Raw genomic sequence first — 15,709 nt, forward strand, 5'->3', positions numbered from 1 at the left:
GCAGATCACATCGACCGCTGGCTGACGCGCTTTGAAACCTCAGCTGCACTCTCGCGGCGTTCGCTGTAGCGGTCGGTGAGGTAGGGAGAAATGTCGCGCGTCAGGAGCGTGAATTTTACCAACTCCTCCATCACATCGACGATCCGGTCGTAGAATGCGGAGGGCTTCATCCGGCCATCGTCGTCGAACTCCAGCCAGGCCTTGGCGACCGAGGACTGGTTCGGGATGGTCAGGAGGCGCATCCAGCGGCCGAGGATGCGCAGCTGGTTGACCGTGTTGAAGGATTGGGAGCCGCCGGACACCTGCATCACCGCAAGTGTCTTTCCCTGCGTGGGGCGGACACCGCCGAGGGCGAGCGGGATCCAGTCGATCTGGCTCTTCATGATGCTGGTTATCGAGCCGTGCCGCTCTGGCAAGCACCAAACCATGCCTTCGGACCAGATGACGAGGTCGCGAAGCTCTTTCACCTTGGGGTGATCGGCTTCGACCGTGTCGACCTGTGGCAGGCCGTGCGGATCAAAGACTTTTGTTTCACAGCCTAGCGCTTCAAGAATACGGGCGGCTTCCTCATTGGCGAGACGGCTAAAGGAGCGCGCGCGAAGCGAACCATGAAGCAGCAGGATGCGCGGTTTGTGCGTGCTGCGCCCGGACGGAAAAAGCGCCTCAGGGTCGATGGCGCGAAGTTCGCTGGCGTCGAGAGCGGGTAGGTCGTCTTGGGACATGCGGGTTAGGCCTGCTTTATTTCAATGATCGTTGAAATATTGGTGTCCGGCCCTGACTTCAACCCGCTTGCCGAGATCCACCTGTCTTTCAATTCCGATCGCTTCCAGAAACCGCTTATCATGGCTGATGGCGAGGATGGCGCCGTTATAGGATTGGAGGGCGGACTCAAGCAGGCTGACAGCTTCCATGTCGAGATGGTTGGTTGGCTCATCGAGAAGGAGGAGTTCGGGCGGCTGGGGCGCGGCGAAGGCGGCGGCCAGGGCGGCGCGAAGGCGCTCTCCGCCAGATAGCGTGCCGGCGAGTTGCAGGGCATCGCCCGAACGGAAGGCGAAGCGGGCAAGCTGGGCGCGCGCTTCATTCTCACTGAGGGCCGGGGCGAGGCGTCTCATATTTTCGATGAGCGAGCTTGCGGGGTCGAGCGATGAGCTGTGCTGGTCGAGCAGGGCGATACGATCAGTATGCAGACTGATGCCGCCGGAGGTTGGGGAGAGCTCTCCGGTGATGAGCTTGAGAAGCGTCGATTTGCCGGAGCCGTTCGGCCCCTTGATGGCGAGACGCTGGGGCCCGCGAACCTCAAACGAGAGGGGGCCGAAAAGCTGGCGCTCACCAAAGCGCATTTCGGCGTCCTCAACGCTGAGCAGCTGACGCGAAGCGGGAAGGTTGCAGGCGGGAAGCTCAATGGTCAGCGGAGTGACGCGTTCGAGCTGGGCGTCTGCGTCGCTCAGGGCGGCCTGCGCCTCACCAAGCTGGCGGCTGGCGAGCATGTTGCCGCGCCCACTGGTCGCCTCGGCGCGCTGCGCGCGGGCGTCGAGGACGAGCTTTGGCTGGTCGCCGCGCGCGCGCACGGCCCGGCCTCGCGCGTCTGACCGGTCCTGACGTTCCTTCGCCTGCTGGCTCTTGCGTTCGGTGGCTTTGAGGCGGTTTGCGGCGGTTTGCGCTTCTGCCCTTGCGCGGGCGCGGGCAGCATTGCGCGCCGCTTCAAACTCTGACCAGCCGCCGCCGAAGACGGTGCAGCCAACGGGGGTCAGCTCCACGATCCGGTCCATCCGTTCCAGCAAGGCACGGTCATGGCTGGCGACCAGCAGCCCTCCGGACCAGTTGTCGATGAGCGACATGACACTGGCGCGGCCTTCGGCGTCGAGATTGTTAGTCGGCTCATCAAGGAGGATGAGGTCAGGCTCTGCCAGCAGCAGGCGGGCGAGGCCGATGCGCGTGCGCTCACCGCCGGAAAAGCTCGCGATCAGGCGGGTGGTGTCGACGCCAGCGAGGCCCGTGTCGGCGAGCGCCTTTTCGAGGCGCACCTCCAGCGTCCAGTCGGCGGCGTCGAAATCCTCCTCCGTGCCGTCGCCAGCGGTGATGATGGCGAGGCGGGCAAGGTCTGTTTGGACGCCCAAGGCTTCGACGACCGTGTCCGCCTCATCAAAACGCTGCTGGAGCATGGCGGCGCGGTCGTGCACGCTGATCTGGCCGCGTGCGGGGGTGAGATCGCCCGCGATTGCTTTGAGCAGCGTGGACTTGCCACAGCCATTGCGTCCAACGAGGCCGACAGCCTCGCGTCCGAGTGACAGGGTCAGGTGGTCGAAAAGTGTGTCGCCTTCAGGCGTGGCGAGGGACAGCGAATCGATTGTGAGGAAGGAAGACATGAGGGACCTCTCGGGTCAGGCAAACAGGCAGCGCGAACGGGATGCGTGCTTGATCCATGTCTCTTGTTTCCTTTCAGCCTCTTGGGTTGCGAAGATAGGCGCCAGTGGCGCGGGGCGCAAGGAAAAGCCGTGGACGCCCCGCGCGGGCTAGGCCATGCTGCGCTGAAGCCACGGAAGGGCACGCCATGACCAGCATTCTTGAACAACCCCTGGACCTGCCATGCGGCGCGCGCCTGCCGAACCGGCTGTGCAAGGCGGCGATGACCGAGCAGCTGGCCGGGCCGTTGAACCGCGCCGATGGACGTCATGTGAAGCTTTATGAGACATGGGCGGGCAGTGGCTGCGGCCTGCTCCTGACGGGCAATGTGCTGGTCGACCGGATGCATCTGGAAAGCCCCGGCAATGTCGCGATTGTGGGCGATCAGCCGCCTGAACACATTACGGCCCTGAAGGCGTGGAGCGCGGCGGCGAAATCGCAGGGCGCGGCCGTCTGGATGCAGATCAGCCATGCCGGGCGCCAGACGCCGACCATCGTCAACAAGACGCCTGTGTCCGCCTCCGACGTCCAGCTGGCGCTGCCTGGCAACCAGTTCGGCAAGCCGCGCCCGATGACGGTGCAGGAGATACAGGACACGATTGCAGCCTTTGCGCATACGGCAAAGGTCGCGAGGGAGACGGGCTTTGACGGGGTGCAGGTGCATGGCGCGCATGGCTATCTGATCAGCCAGTTCCTCTCGCCGCGCTCCAACATCCGCAATGATGAATATGGCGGCTCGCTGGAGAACCGGGCGCGCTTCCTGCTCGAGACGGTGGACGCGGTGCGCGCGGCGGTAGGGCCGGATTTTGGCGTGGGCGTGAAGCTCAACTCGGCGGATTTCCAGCAGGGTGGTTTCAGCTTCGAAGACTGCATCCAGGTGGTCGAGTGGCTGAACGAGAAGTCCATCGACCTGCTTGAGATTTCAGGTGGCAATTATGAGCAACCGGCGCTGCTCGGCATTGAGGGTATGCAGGCGCGCGAGGAGCAGGCCGTACGCGCCAGCACCAAGGCGCGTGAGGCCTATTTCGTCGACTATGCCGCCATGGTGCGCGAGCGCGCGAAGATGCCGGTCATGGCGACGGGCGGGTTCCGCTCCAAAGTGGCGATGGAGGAGACGGTGTCTTCTGGCATGGCAGACATGATCGGGCTCGGTGCGCCACTTTGCGGGGACCCGCACGGGCCTGCGCGCTTACTGTCCGGGGAGAGCGAGCGACTGGAAAATCACGCCAAGAAGATGCGCCTCGGCCCCGGTTTTCTCGGCCCCAATAGCGGCATCGGCATGATCAAGATGGTCAACGCGCTGGGGCAGATGGCATGGAACTACCTTGCGATCGAGGCGATGGCCGAGGGGCGGCAGCCACCGAAGGGCAAGGGGCTGCTGTCGAGCTTCACAAAGCATCAGGCGCGCCAGCAAAAGCAGGCCAAGGCTCTGCAGCGTTAGTTGAGCGGGGTTGGTTATCTTGCTCGGCTCGACCTTCGACTTCGCTCAGGATGAGCCATTCTGGCGTGGTCTGGAGCGGCTGATTGTACGGATACTGCTAGCCGTTTTGGTAAATAATCAGCGACATAAGCGCCAATATGACTATGGAAAATATGTACCCTGTCCAATACATGACGTACAAAGACGGGAATTTTACTTTAGCTTCTTTGAGTGTGAGATTGTGGTAAAATCGAAGTGGTTGCCAGAGTGTGTGAACTAAGATCCCCACAAAACCACAGATAGGCAATACATAGCGTTGCACCTCCTCTGGCGCAAACGCCAGAATAGCCGCTGCCAGCAATACCATTATCGTGGTGTTGACCAGGTTTTTTACATAAAACATGTGTTCAATCCAACGAGCCGCAAATGGTTGTATTCTCCGCTTCGCTCAGGATGAGCCTTTTGGAGCGCTTTCCAGAGCCGCTCATCCTGAGCGAAGGCGAAGGGTAAGCGGCTATTGGTGGTCCTTCTCGATTAGATACTGCCGCGCTCGCGGATGCGCTGGATGTAGTGGCGGACATCGTATTGCTCGTCGCCCTCATGGCGGGGGGCGTAGCGGGCATAGGCGTCTTTCAGGGCATCCATGCGTTCATCGATCCGGACGGTATTGTAGGCGTGCGAGACCACGAAGCGTTCGCCTTCGAGGATTTGAGGATAAATGATCCCGGCGAACTCATCGGCATGCATGGCGACGTCTTCGAAGCCGGGTGTTAGCTCGGTCGAGACCCAGCCGGGGATGATGAGGCCGACGGTGATGAAGTCTGGCATCTGCTCACGGAACGTTTCTGTCAGGCCGAGGACGGCGTGTTTGGAGGCGATGTAGGCGGCAGCATTGGTGGCGCAGAAAAAGGAGTTCTCTGAGCCGGTATTATAGATCATGGCGGGCGTCCCCTGATCTTTCATGCGCTCGCCGAAAACCCGGCAGCCATGCCAGACACCCCAGAAGTTCACGTTCATGATGTGGTGCGCGTCTTCCATCGGCACGTCAGGCAGGCGCTTCTCGCGGCTCCCGACGCCAGCATTGTTGATCAGCACATCGCAGCCGCCATAAGTTTGCCAGACATGGTCAGCCAGCGCCTCGACCTGATCCAGATCAGTGACGTCACAGACATTGTAGCTGGCTTCTGCGCCCATCTGTTTCAGCGCCTCGCATGCTTCCTGAAGCCGATGCTCTCGCGGTTCAGCCAGCATGATCCGCGCGCCGTCTGCGCCAAATTGCCTGGCCAGCGCAAAGCCGATGCCGGTCGCGCCACCTGTGATCACGACTGTCCTGTTTTTCATATTGGTGGCCATGTTGCGCTTCCCCCGTATTCACGCTCGATTTTCGAGATGCTTTGGGCAAGGATGCAGGCCTTGGTGCGAGGGGGCAATCGAAACCATGTTACTTCGTCGGTTAAGTCGACATATCGGCGAGCAGAACTGGCTCGCCGTGGTGCTGGATTTCTTCATTGTCGTCCTGGGTGTGTTCATTGGTGTGCAGCTAGGCAACTGGAACAGCGCGCTTGCTGACAGGGCGGCCTATGAAGATGCGCTCGAGCGCTACCGCGCAGAGCTCGCGATCAATCTCGAGACGCTGGAGACCGAGAACGCCAATATCATGCTCGGGCTTGAGGTGGTGAGGGACGGCATCGACGCTTTGCAATCTTGCGAGGATAGCGAAGAGGCGACTGACGCAGTAAACCGGTCAATCAACCTCGCCTTGGGCACGTTCGGCATATCGGTACGTGATAGCGCCCTGCGCGAGCTCACCACATCGCCGCGCTTGCTGGCGCTGAAGGCAGACGATGAGAGACGGCGCCTGAGCGATACCGCGCACATCGTCGACGTGTATTCGCGGGAGGCGGGCTTTATCGAAATCATACCGCTGGAGAAACGCCTCCAGGACAATGCGTTGATTAGTGTCGGAAAGCCGGTCACCGTTCAGACGACCTATTTCGGGCAGGACTTTTCCCGTGTGAACCGGATGCTGCAACTGGCAGTGCCCGTCTCCATCGCGTGCGCCGATAATGCCTTGATCAAGGATCTGTACACCTGGGAGCGTTGGCAGTCTGCGCAGCCCGCGGTGGGGCGAATACTCGCCGAGCGGTTCCAGGCGGACCTCGACTGGCTTGCTGCGCGCAGCTGAGCGAAAGAAGATTTTCGCAACGTCATGTCTTGCCGCGCGCGCGGGCGAAGTTAGGTCTGCGCCAGTGAGGAATTTGCTTTAGAGGGAAGCGTCCAATGTCCGTGCCATCCATTTTTTCAAACCTGCGCCTGCCGGTCATCGGTTCGCCGCTTTTCATTATCTCCGGCCCAGAGCTTGTCATTGCCCAGTGCAAGGCCGGTGTTGTCGGCTCGTTTCCATCGCTGAATGCCCGCCCGATCAGCCAGCTCGATGAGTGGCTTGATCAGATCACCTCTGAACTGGACGCCTATAACAAGGCCAATCCGGACCGTCCGGCTGCGCCGTTCGCGGTGAACCAGATCGTCCACAAGACGAATAACCGCCTCGAAGAGGACCTTGAGCTTTGCGTGAAGTACAAGGTGCCATTCGTGATTACGTCGCTGGGCGCGCGCACCGAAGTGAATGACGCCATCCAGTCCTATGGTGGCATCGTCATGCATGACGTCATCAACACCGTCTTCGCGCACAAGGCGCTGGAAAAGGGCGCCGACGGCCTGATCGCCGTCTGCTCGGGGGCAGGCGGCCATGCAGGCACACTCTCGCCATTTGCCCTGATCCAGGAGATCCGCCAGTTCTTTGACGGACCGCTGGCGCTCTCAGGCTCTATCGCGCATGGCGGATCGATCGCTGCGGCGCAGGCCATGGGCGCTGACTTCGCCTATATCGGCTCTGCCTTTATCTCTTGCGATGAAGCGCGCGCAGCGGACGGCTACAAGGACATGATCGTCGACAGCGCGTCGAAGGACATCATTTATTCGAACCTGTTCACCGGCGTGCACGGCAACTATCTCGCCCCGTCCATCTCGGCAGCTGGCCTTGACCCGAACGACCTGCCGGAGAGCGATCCGAGCGCGATGAATTTCGGCTCAGGCGGCAACCAGAAGTCCAAGGCCTGGAAAGATATCTGGGGCTGCGGCCAGGGCATTGGGGCCATTGAGGAGCGGATGTCGACGGCGAAGTTCGTTGACAAGCTGGAGCGCGAATACAATGAAGCCATCGCGGCCCTGTCGACGGGCCGGGCGTTCGCTTCTGCTGGATAAGTTCCTTTGTTCCGCATGCGGAACAGGTTGTAGTCCATTGATAATGTGGCACTAATCGCCCCGTCTGACTGATTGGTCAGACGGGGCTTTGTTTGGAGCGATCCTCATCTCTGTCGAAGGAGGAGCTCGCGCTTGCTTTATCCCAATCTTGCCGCCGCCAGCCGCGCGCTGTCAGCGCAGTGGCGCTGGCCGCATTTTAGTGTGCGGGAACTTTCGTGCCGATGCGGGGACCGGTTCTGCAGCGGGCAGTATTGGCACGATCCTGATTTTCTGGACGCGCTTGAAGATATGCGGGCGAGGGTGGACAGGCCGCTTGTGCTGACATCGGGACACAGGTGTGCCGGATGGAACGCGGCGGTGGGCGGGGCGCCGCTCTCGCGCCACAAGCAGATCGCGGCCGATATCCAGATCGCGGGGCATAGCCGAGAGGCGTTGCTTGATGCGGCCGTCGGGGCGGGCTTCACCGGGCTCGGCCTTGGGCGAAGCTTCCTTCATGTCGACAGGCGGGCGCGGCCAGCGCGCTGGTATTATCCAGGAAGCGAGAGACTATGGATCCAATAACGGGCCTTGCCGCGAGTGCGGCAGGCGGCGGGCTGTTTGGCCTTATCGGTACAGCCCTTGGGCGGGTGGCAGGCTATTTCGAGACGCGCCAGCGCCTGCAGCACGAAACAGAGCGCTGGGCGCATGAGACAAAGCTGCTTGAGCTTCAGCGGCATGCGCGCGCGGAGGAAACCGAAGGCGAACTGGCGCTGGCGGAGGCGAGTGGCCGGTGGGCTGGGTTGTCGGCCTCCATGGCGGCTGATGCGGCAATCGGAGAGAGCTATAAATGGGTAAGCGCGGTACGCGGCGTGACGCGGCCAGCGCTGACTCTGCTTCTCTGGCTGATCGCAGGGCTGATCTGGATCGGCGCTGACGGGGCAGGGCGCGCCTCGATTATCGAAACGGCGACGTTCGCGGCGACGGCCGCAACGCTCTGGTGGTTTGGTGACCGTGGGCCGCGTCGTGGATCAGCTGGGTAGCAGGCAAGAAAAAAGGCGGGCCGATAAACGGCCCGCCTTCCTTGATTTGGTTTCAAGCCGTGTGGCTTAGAACGACTTCTGCAGGCGAGCGAAGACGCTGCGGCCGCGATAGTCGTACTGCGTACCAACCAGGGCCACAGAGCCGCGGCGGGTTGCAGCACCGGTCGAAACGATCGGTGGAGCTTCGTCGAAGACGTTCGTCACACCGAAGGTCACGCGCCAGTCGTCAGCACGGTACTGAGCCGACACCGAGTGCAGGAAGTAAGGCTCGGTGTACTGCTTGTAGTAACGAACCTGACCGTCACGGTATGGGAACAGCGAACCACCGAAGATCTCGTCGTTCGATGTACGGCTGACGAAGTCGGTGAACCAGTTGAGGGTCACGTCGCCGGTGACGAACTGGATACGGCTGTTGGCCGTGAAGTCCGGATCACCAATCGTGCCGTTGTTCTCGTCGACGTCGGAGTCGATGCCACCGAACAGCTCGACATTATCTTCGAACGTCCAGGTACCCTGGAGGTCGACGATAAGGTCACCGAGGTCGAACTCGTGCTCGTAGCGAGCGGTGAGGTCGAGACCGCGGTTGGTCTGGCTGTTGATGTTCACGTAGCTGTCGTTGACGTCCGTGATCTGCAGGTAGGTTGGGCTTGCAGGATCAAGGTCACGGTTGAACAGCTGGCAGAGTGCGTCGTTCGGGAACGAGTCGGATGCATAGCAACCCGAAACAATCGAACCGGCACCGAGCTGAGCGATCTGGTCGTTCACTTCGATTTCGAAGTAGTCGACGGCGACCGACAGGTTCGCGAAGGTTGGCGTGTAGATCGCACCGACCGTGATGGCTTCGGAGGTTTCAGCATCGAGGATGCCTGCGCCGCCGCCCGTGGTGATCAGAGCGGACGAGCCGAACGGATCATAGTCAGCCGGAACCTGCGTCAGACAGTTCTGACGGATGTTCGGGTTGGCTGGTGGGTTTGCCGGATCGGAGAAGTCACACGGGTCGATCGAAGCCTGGCCGAGGAACGAGGTCTGGTTGCCCAGGAAGAGCTCGTAGAGGGCCGGGGTACGGTACGACGTGCCATAGGTACCGCGGACGCGGACCGACGGGGTGATCTGATAGTTCAGACCAGCCTTGTAGACCGAGTCAGAGCCGTAGGAGTCATACTCGAATACACGGCCGGAGAGGTTGAGCGTGAGCTCTTCCGCAAACGGCATGCCTGCGAGGATCGGGATTTCGACTTCGCCGAAAGCTTCGATGACGTTGTCGCTACCAGCGGTCACACCTGCAGAGGAGAGACCCCACTGCATGTTGTTGCGCGAGTAGAAGCCTGGCTGGTCGTCGAGTTCGTAGTCACGATACTCAACACCGAGAGCCACGCCGACATCACCAGCTGGCAGCGTGAAGAGCGAACCGGTCACGAGGCCGGAAAGCGTCAGCTGCTCATAGGAGGTCGAACCGCTATCGTCCTGAATGAGGAAGTCCAGAACGTCTGGTGCAATGTTACCTTCGACGAAATCACGGGAGAAGTAGTCGTAGGTGACAGGGCAAGGCACATAAGTGCCGTTCAGGCCGTTGTTCGCGAAGTCCTGATCTTCAATGTAGAAACACTGATAGTTGCCAGGCGTGCCAACATTGGTCGCACCACCGCCGCGGACCGGGTCAACGACGCGGTTGAGCGGGAAGGTTTCACGGGTGTAGTCGCCTTCGGACTTCGAGTAGACAGCCGAGGTTTCCCACGTCCAGTCCTGAAGCATGTTGCCGAAGTCGCCGCGAAGACCAGCGGTCACGGAGTAGTAGTCTACGTCTACGCCGGTGCTGAACGGAGCGATCGTGATCGGACGCGCAAAGTTGCCGTACGGGTTCTGCGGGTCAGCTGGCGAGGACCATGGGAAGAACTGACGGAAGTATTCCTGCTCAGTCTTACGGTTGGTGTAGAGCGCGTCGCCGAAGAACTCTGCCCAGCCGAAATTGTAGTCGGCGGTTGCAAAGATGCTGGCACGTTCCGTTTCCGGAATCACAGCTGTGTCGCGGTACTTCTCGTTGTAGTACTCACGCTCTTCGAAAGCGGACGGGCGGAAATCGCCGATCGCTTCGTCATAGATGAGACGTGGGCCTGCGTTGATGTCGATCGCGTCCGTGATGGACAGAAGACAGATCGGACGGCCGGTGTTCGGGTCGATCGTGTCGACGCGGTTGCCACCCTGCTTGTCGTAGACATACTCTTGCGGGCAGTCGAAATAGTCGCGGTCACGGAACGAAAGCTGCTCAAGCTTCTGGTAGGAAGCAGAGATAACTGCGTTACCGCGATCGAAGTTGAAGCCGTAGGCACCGTCGACAGACCACTGCTCACCACCGCCCTCGTAAGGAACGTTGAAAGAGACGTTGATCTCTGGCGCGTCGATCGAACGACGGGTGATGACGTTGACCACACCGGCAACAGCGTCGGAACCGTAGATGGACGAAGCGCCGTCCTTCAGGATTTCAACGCGCTGGACAGCGGAAGTCGGGATGACGTTGAGGTCAACCGCGCCAACCTGGCCCTGAACACCGGATGGGCCGAGACGACGGCCGTTGAAGATAACCAGCGTACGCTGTGCGCCGAGGCCGCGCAGCGAAATCGTGTTAACGCCGGTACCGCCTTCGACAACGAAGCCACCGAAGTTACCGTTGATCTGGGTCGAACCGGAAGCAACCGACTGCGACTGGATGATATCGGTCGCGTCGATGAGACCTTCAGCCGTTGCGGTTTCAGCGGTGATCACCTGGATCGGAGAAGAAGAGCTGTACTCGTCACGGCGCAGAAGCGAGCCGGTGACAACAACGCGTTCCTGACGCGATTCTGCTTCGTCTTCGTTGTCCTGAGTTTCGGTCGTGATGACCGGTTCGTCAGTTTCGGTTTCTTGCGCATATGCAACGCCGGTAAAGGCGAAAACGCTGTAGGCTACAGAGCCAAGCGCAAGATACCTCAGATCGTTTTTAATCGACATGGATACCCCTTCAAAAATCGGAATAAATTCCCTGAGTCCCGCCCTGAGTGCCGGGATGGTCAAACGAATGCACCCATCATTACAATTCCGCAAACCCTAGTTGCACGGATTTCGGACGTTGGGAGATTGTGTGACATTTCGGTAACGGGAACGGGCATGTCCTGCCCCTAATTCGCGTTTGGAGGGACAATTATGCGCCTGCAAGGCGAAGTTGACCAACGCCGTACATTCGGCAACTGTCCTAATTCATGCGTGATGGAAGGGAGCATCTATGAAGCGGCAAATTATTGCGGCGGCCGGCCTTGCTGGGCTGGCATTCGGAGCTCAGGCGGACCCGGTCTCGATTGAGTCCTTTGCCAAAGAGCCAAATATCAGCAGCCTGTCGATGTCGGATGATGGCACCTATATGGTCGGTCTCATTGCGACCCCGGGCGATGACAATGAAACTTTGTCACTGGCCAGCTGGGAGCTGCCAGATACGATCGACACCTCGAAGCCATTGGTGCCAACGCGCATCACGCCGCCGAATAACAAGATGCGCTTCGCAGCCATCCAGGCGTTGCCGGGCGATAAGGTGTTCGTTGTGGGCCGTCAGGCCTGGACGGGTCAGACCTTCTGTACCGAAGGCGGTGGCTTTGGCGCCACGAAGACCTTCGTGACGAAATTCTATGTCGGGTCCAAGGACCTTGACGATCTTGACGAGGGCATCGCCGGTCTCGGGACCGAGCGGCTTCGCGACAAGCAGCTGGAGCAATGCCGCGACATCAACAATACGACCGGCATCTCGAACACGCTTCCGCTGGAAGAAGACAATGTGATCGTCACCTATAACAACATCGCGAGCGGTGAGACCGAGTATTATCGCGTCAACATGCGCACCAATAGCAAGACGTTCCTTTATAATGGCTCCGGCCGTCAGGACATCAGCTTCACCGATCCGCGCAATGGCCGCATCCTTGTCCGTCAGGGCCTTGAGCCTGCGGGTGGGGGCGACCAGCGCGTTGAGACCTACATGCTCAACGAAGAAACGGGTGCGATGGAGCGCGAAGAGCCGCTCGATTACCTCATTTCAAATCGCTACCAGATGGATGTGGCTGGCTATGACGAAGCGTCGGGCCGCTACTACATGATCACCGATAAATTCTCGGATAAGGCGGCGGTCTATTTCTATGATCCGAAGACCAACCAGTTCAGCAATGAGCCGGTCTTTGCGCACCCGGACTTCTCGGCGACGGGCGTCGTGCTCGGCACGGACAAGGAAAACTGGAATGAGCCGCTCGGCTTCCGCTATGCAGCGGCAACCATCGAGACCTACTGGCTCGATCCGGAGCGTCGCTCTATCCAGGAAGGTCTGGAGCAGGCTTTCCCTGGCCAGATGATTGAGATCATTGATGGTGCAAAAGACGGAAATCGCATCCTGTTCTCGACAGAAGCTTCCGACCAGCCGCCAGCATATTATATGCTGCTTAACAAGAACAAGGTGGTGATGATTGGCGATAGCCGTCCATGGATCGACGAATCAGACATCGGCACGACCGAGCTGATCTACTATCCGGCGCGCGATGGCCTCAGCATTCCTGGCCTTCTGTCCTTGCCAGACAGCTACAACAAGGACACCGATGGCCGCATCCCGACGATCATCCTGCCGCATGGCGGTCCTTGGGCACGCGATTATGCGGGCTGGGACATTTCCGGCTGGGTGCCTTTCCTGACCTCGCGCGGCTATGCCGTGCTCCAGCCTCAGTATCGCGGCTCGACCGGCTTCGGCCGTGAGCTGTGGTTTGCTGGCGACAAGGAGTGGGGCCAGGCGATGCAGGACGACAAGGATGACGGCGCGCAATACCTGGTGGATCAGGGCATTGCCGACCCGGACAAGCTGGCGATCTTCGGTTATTCCTATGGTGGCTTCGCAGCCTTCGCAGCGACTGTCCGCGAGAACAGCCCGTATCAGTGTGCGATCTCTGGTGCTGGCGTGTCGAACCTTTCGCTGTTCAATCGCCTATGGAGCTCCAACCGCGTCCAGCGAGCCCTGCAAGGCAATACACTTGCCGGGATGGACCCGAGCAAGAACACTGCAAAGGCGAACATCCCGATCCTCGTCTATCACGGTGACCGCGACGTGCGCGTGCCGATCGAGGAAGGACGCGGCTTCTACAACGCGGTTAAAGGTCGCGTGAATGCCAAGTTCGTCGAGATCAAGGATATGCCACACAGCTTGCCTTGGTGGCCTGACCACCACCGTCAGTCGCTGAAGGCGATCGATGACTGGCTGAAGAGCGACAACTGCTTCGGCTAAGGCTGACGCCAGAATGACAGGAAAGGGCCGCGCCATATGGTGCGGCCCTTTTTTACTCCGCGAAGGAGGGGGAGCGGCGCGTGATGGGACTAATCAAATCCCGGTCGCGCGCATGGCTTAGCCGCCTCCGCCCGTCGGGGCAGGGTGTTTCAATATCTGGTGGAATGGGGGAGGATGGTGCCGCGAGACAGAATTGAACTGTCGACCTCGTCATTACCAATGACGCGCTCTACCACTGAGCTACCGCGGCAATTGATGCTTGCGAGCGGTGGCCTTAGCTTAAGCTGGCAGTGAAGAAAAGACCGTTTCAGACATGGAGCTGAAGAAATGGCAGCAAAGGAAACCGCAGCCGAGCGTGATGCCCGTCTCAAGGCGGCTTTGAGGGACAATCTGAAGAGACGCAAGCAGGCGGCGCGCAAGGCGAAGGATAGTGAGAGATCTGTCGACACGGGCGGGGATGAGGACGGCAGGTGAGGGTTGCGTGAGGACGTGCGGCTGCGCTGTGTACAGAAATCTGCTCATTCGCGCCTTTCCGGCGCCTAGAACCGCCTTATAAGTCCAGCGCATGGACAGTCTTAAAATCATTGGCGGACAACCGCTTTCCGGCGAAATACCGATTTCGGGCGCGAAGAACTCTGCGCTGAAGCTGATGGCGGCGTGCCTGCTGACGGCGGAGCCGGTGACGCTCACCAATATGCCGAATCTGGCAGATACGCGCTTCCTGTCGCAATTGCTGCAGACGCTGGGCGTGGAAGTCTATTGGCCGAAGGGCGATTCGGAGTGCCGGCTGAATGCCGAAAAGCTGACATCGACGATCGCGCCGTACGAACAGGTGCGCAAGATGCGCGCGAGCTTCAACGTGCTTGGGCCGATGCTGGCGCGCTATGGGCATGCCACCGTGTCGTTGCCGGGAGGATGTGCAATTGGCGCGCGTCCTGTCGACCTGCACCTGCAGGCCTTCGAGGCGATGGGCGCCGACCTCCTGGTCGAGCAGGGCTATGTGAAGGCTGCCGCGATACACGGCCTGAAAGGCGCGCAGATTGTCTTTCCATTTGTCTCCGTCGGTGCAACTGAGCACGCCATGCTGGCGGCGACGCTGGCCAAGGGGGAGACGGTGCTGGAGAATGCCGCGCGCGAGCCTGAAATCGCTGACCTTGCAGACTGTCTGATCTCCATGGGGGCGAAAATAGAGGGCGCTGGCTCCTCGACGATCACCATCCAGGGCGTCGACGAGTTGCACGGGACGAACCACAAGGTCATGTCGGACCGTATCGAGGCGGGCACCTATGCCATGGCCGTTGCGGCCGCTGGCGGACATGTCACGCTGACCAATGCGCCTGTTGGTGCGCTGAGCGCGATCAACCATGCCCTGCGCAATGCGGGTGTGAAGGTCGAGGCGGACAAGGATGCCGGCACGATCGAGATCGAGACCACTGGCCAGCCGCTGGCACCAGTAAATGTCGATACCGCGCCGCATCCGGGTTTTCCCACGGACCTGCAGGCCCAGTTCATGGCGCTCATGTCAGTTGCGCGGGGTACGTCGGTCATTCGCGAGAACATCTTCGAGAACCGGTTCATGCACGCACCTGAACTGTCACGTCTGGGCGCCAATATCGCTGTGCGCGGATCAGAGGCAATTGTGACTGGCGTTGAGAAGCTGAAAGGCGCACCTGTCATGGCGACCGATCTGCGCGCCTCTGTCTCTCTTGTCATTGCCGGCCTTGCTGCCCAAGGTGAGACGACCGTTAGCCGTATTTACCACCTCGACCGTGGGTTTGAGCGGCTGGAAGAGAAGCTGAGCGCTGTCGGGGCGAATATCCGCCGGACGAGCGAAGAAGATGAAGGCTAGGGGCCGAAGACGCCATGGCAACCAATACACCGCTGCGCCTGATCGCTGAAGACAGCGAAGACCTGAAAATCATTTCGGCCGCTGTGCAGGATTGCGTCATCAAGGCGGAGAATATCCGGTTTGAGCGCAGCCAGCGGCGCTTCGCCCTGGAGGTAAATCGCTTTCGCTGGGAAGACGCGGCAAAGAAAGGGAAACGGGCACCTAAAACGCGCGTGCGTTCGCTGCTGGCGATCGACGGCGTCCTGTCAGTGAAGACCCGCGGTGTGACGCGTTCCGACCCTGACATGGTCTATTCTTTGCTCGCGGTTGAATTCGAACCAGATCAAGATCCGCCGGGTGGTATTGTGCGGCTGCACTTTGCTGGCGATGGCGAGGTTGAGCTGGCGGTCGAAGTGCTCGATGTGACGCTGCTCGACAGCGACTATGAATGGACAACGCGGCACACGCCGCAACACGACCGCAGGAGACGCTAG

General features: G+C 60.2%; 14 protein-coding genes and 1 tRNA gene. 9 read left to right on the forward strand and 6 right to left on the reverse strand.

Annotated features, from left to right (window positions below; genetic code table 11):
- Nucleotides 1-5 precede the first annotated feature (5 nt).
- The gene (arsH, locus tag D1224_RS14950) at nt 6-722 is read right to left on the reverse strand and encodes an arsenical resistance protein ArsH (RefSeq protein ID WP_119380739.1); all 717 of its coding nucleotides are present in this window, start codon (nt 720-722) and stop codon (nt 6-8) included.
- A 21-nt stretch (nt 723-743) separates the two neighbouring features.
- Entirely contained in the window at nt 744-2,366 is a 1,623-nt protein-coding gene (locus D1224_RS14955; RefSeq protein ID WP_119380740.1) for an ABC-F family ATP-binding cassette domain-containing protein, read from the reverse strand.
- A gap of 185 nt (nt 2,367-2,551) precedes the next feature.
- Between D1224_RS14955 and D1224_RS14960 the strand changes: the two genes are divergently transcribed.
- Complete coding sequence (locus D1224_RS14960; RefSeq protein ID WP_119380741.1) at nt 2,552-3,844, forward strand: NADH:flavin oxidoreductase/NADH oxidase family protein; 1,293 nt, start codon at nt 2,552-2,554, stop codon at nt 3,842-3,844.
- Nucleotides 3,845-3,941: 97 nt separating this feature from the next.
- Here D1224_RS14960 and D1224_RS14965 read toward each other — a convergent pair whose 3' ends face one another.
- Nucleotides 3,942-4,226, reverse strand: coding sequence for a hypothetical protein (locus D1224_RS14965; protein ID WP_119380742.1), 285 nt, complete (start codon nt 4,224-4,226; stop codon nt 3,942-3,944).
- 131 nt (nt 4,227-4,357) lie between these two features.
- Nucleotides 4,358-5,164 carry an SDR family NAD(P)-dependent oxidoreductase gene (locus D1224_RS14970; protein WP_119380987.1) on the reverse strand — a complete coding sequence of 269 codons (807 nt, stop codon included), beginning with the start codon at nt 5,162-5,164 and terminating at the stop codon, nt 4,358-4,360.
- A 97-nt stretch (nt 5,165-5,261) separates the two neighbouring features.
- Here D1224_RS14970 and D1224_RS14975 point away from each other — a divergent pair, with 97 nt between their 5' ends.
- The 4 genes from D1224_RS14975 (at nt 5,262) to D1224_RS14990 (ending at nt 8,106) form a co-directional block, all read left to right on the forward strand.
- Nucleotides 5,262-6,008 (forward strand): hypothetical protein, encoded by a 747-nt coding sequence (locus D1224_RS14975; protein ID WP_147372413.1) that lies wholly within the window; start codon nt 5,262-5,264, stop codon nt 6,006-6,008.
- 95 nt (nt 6,009-6,103) lie between these two features.
- Nucleotides 6,104-7,087: an NAD(P)H-dependent flavin oxidoreductase gene (locus tag D1224_RS14980; RefSeq protein WP_119380744.1), complete on the forward strand. Its 984-nt coding sequence runs from the start codon at nt 6,104-6,106 to the stop codon at nt 7,085-7,087.
- A gap of 201 nt (nt 7,088-7,288) precedes the next feature.
- A complete protein-coding gene (locus D1224_RS14985; protein ID WP_233350594.1) occupies nt 7,289-7,648 on the forward strand; it encodes a D-Ala-D-Ala carboxypeptidase family metallohydrolase in 360 nt (119 codons plus the stop codon).
- Entirely contained in the window at nt 7,636-8,106 is a 471-nt protein-coding gene (locus tag D1224_RS14990; protein WP_119380746.1) for a hypothetical protein, read from the forward strand. Before D1224_RS14985 ends, D1224_RS14990 begins: the two co-directional genes overlap by 13 nt.
- Nucleotides 8,107-8,172: 66 nt before the next feature.
- On the opposite strand, the gene D1224_RS14995 is transcribed toward D1224_RS14990, so the two are convergent.
- Nucleotides 8,173-11,091, reverse strand: a complete 2,919-nt coding sequence (locus D1224_RS14995) for a TonB-dependent receptor plug domain-containing protein (RefSeq protein ID WP_119380747.1) — start codon at nt 11,089-11,091, stop codon at nt 8,173-8,175.
- A 271-nt stretch (nt 11,092-11,362) separates the two neighbouring features.
- Here D1224_RS14995 and D1224_RS15000 point away from each other — a divergent pair, with 271 nt between their 5' ends.
- The gene (locus tag D1224_RS15000) at nt 11,363-13,387 is read left to right on the forward strand and encodes an alpha/beta hydrolase family protein (RefSeq protein WP_119380748.1); all 2,025 of its coding nucleotides are present in this window, start codon (nt 11,363-11,365) and stop codon (nt 13,385-13,387) included.
- A 175-nt stretch (nt 13,388-13,562) separates the two neighbouring features.
- Here D1224_RS15000 and D1224_RS15005 read toward each other — a convergent pair.
- Nucleotides 13,563-13,637 (reverse strand) — tRNA-Thr (locus D1224_RS15005).
- A 77-nt stretch (nt 13,638-13,714) separates the two neighbouring features.
- On the opposite strand from D1224_RS15005, the gene D1224_RS16565 reads away from it, so the two are divergent.
- The 3 genes from D1224_RS16565 to D1224_RS15015 all read left to right on the forward strand — a co-directional run bounded on the left by D1224_RS16565 (nt 13,715) and on the right by D1224_RS15015 (nt 15,709).
- Entirely contained in the window at nt 13,715-13,861 is a 147-nt protein-coding gene (locus tag D1224_RS16565) for a hypothetical protein (protein WP_182482326.1), read from the forward strand.
- A 91-nt stretch (nt 13,862-13,952) separates the two neighbouring features.
- Nucleotides 13,953-15,236 carry a UDP-N-acetylglucosamine 1-carboxyvinyltransferase gene (murA, locus tag D1224_RS15010; RefSeq protein ID WP_119380749.1) on the forward strand — a complete coding sequence of 428 codons (1,284 nt, stop codon included), beginning with the start codon at nt 13,953-13,955 and terminating at the stop codon, nt 15,234-15,236.
- A gap of 14 nt (nt 15,237-15,250) precedes the next feature.
- Entirely contained in the window at nt 15,251-15,709 is a 459-nt protein-coding gene (locus tag D1224_RS15015) for a DUF2948 family protein (protein WP_119380750.1), read from the forward strand.

This window comes from Henriciella barbarensis (assembly GCF_003576345.1).
Taxonomy (GTDB): domain Bacteria; phylum Pseudomonadota; class Alphaproteobacteria; order Caulobacterales; family Hyphomonadaceae; genus Henriciella; species Henriciella barbarensis.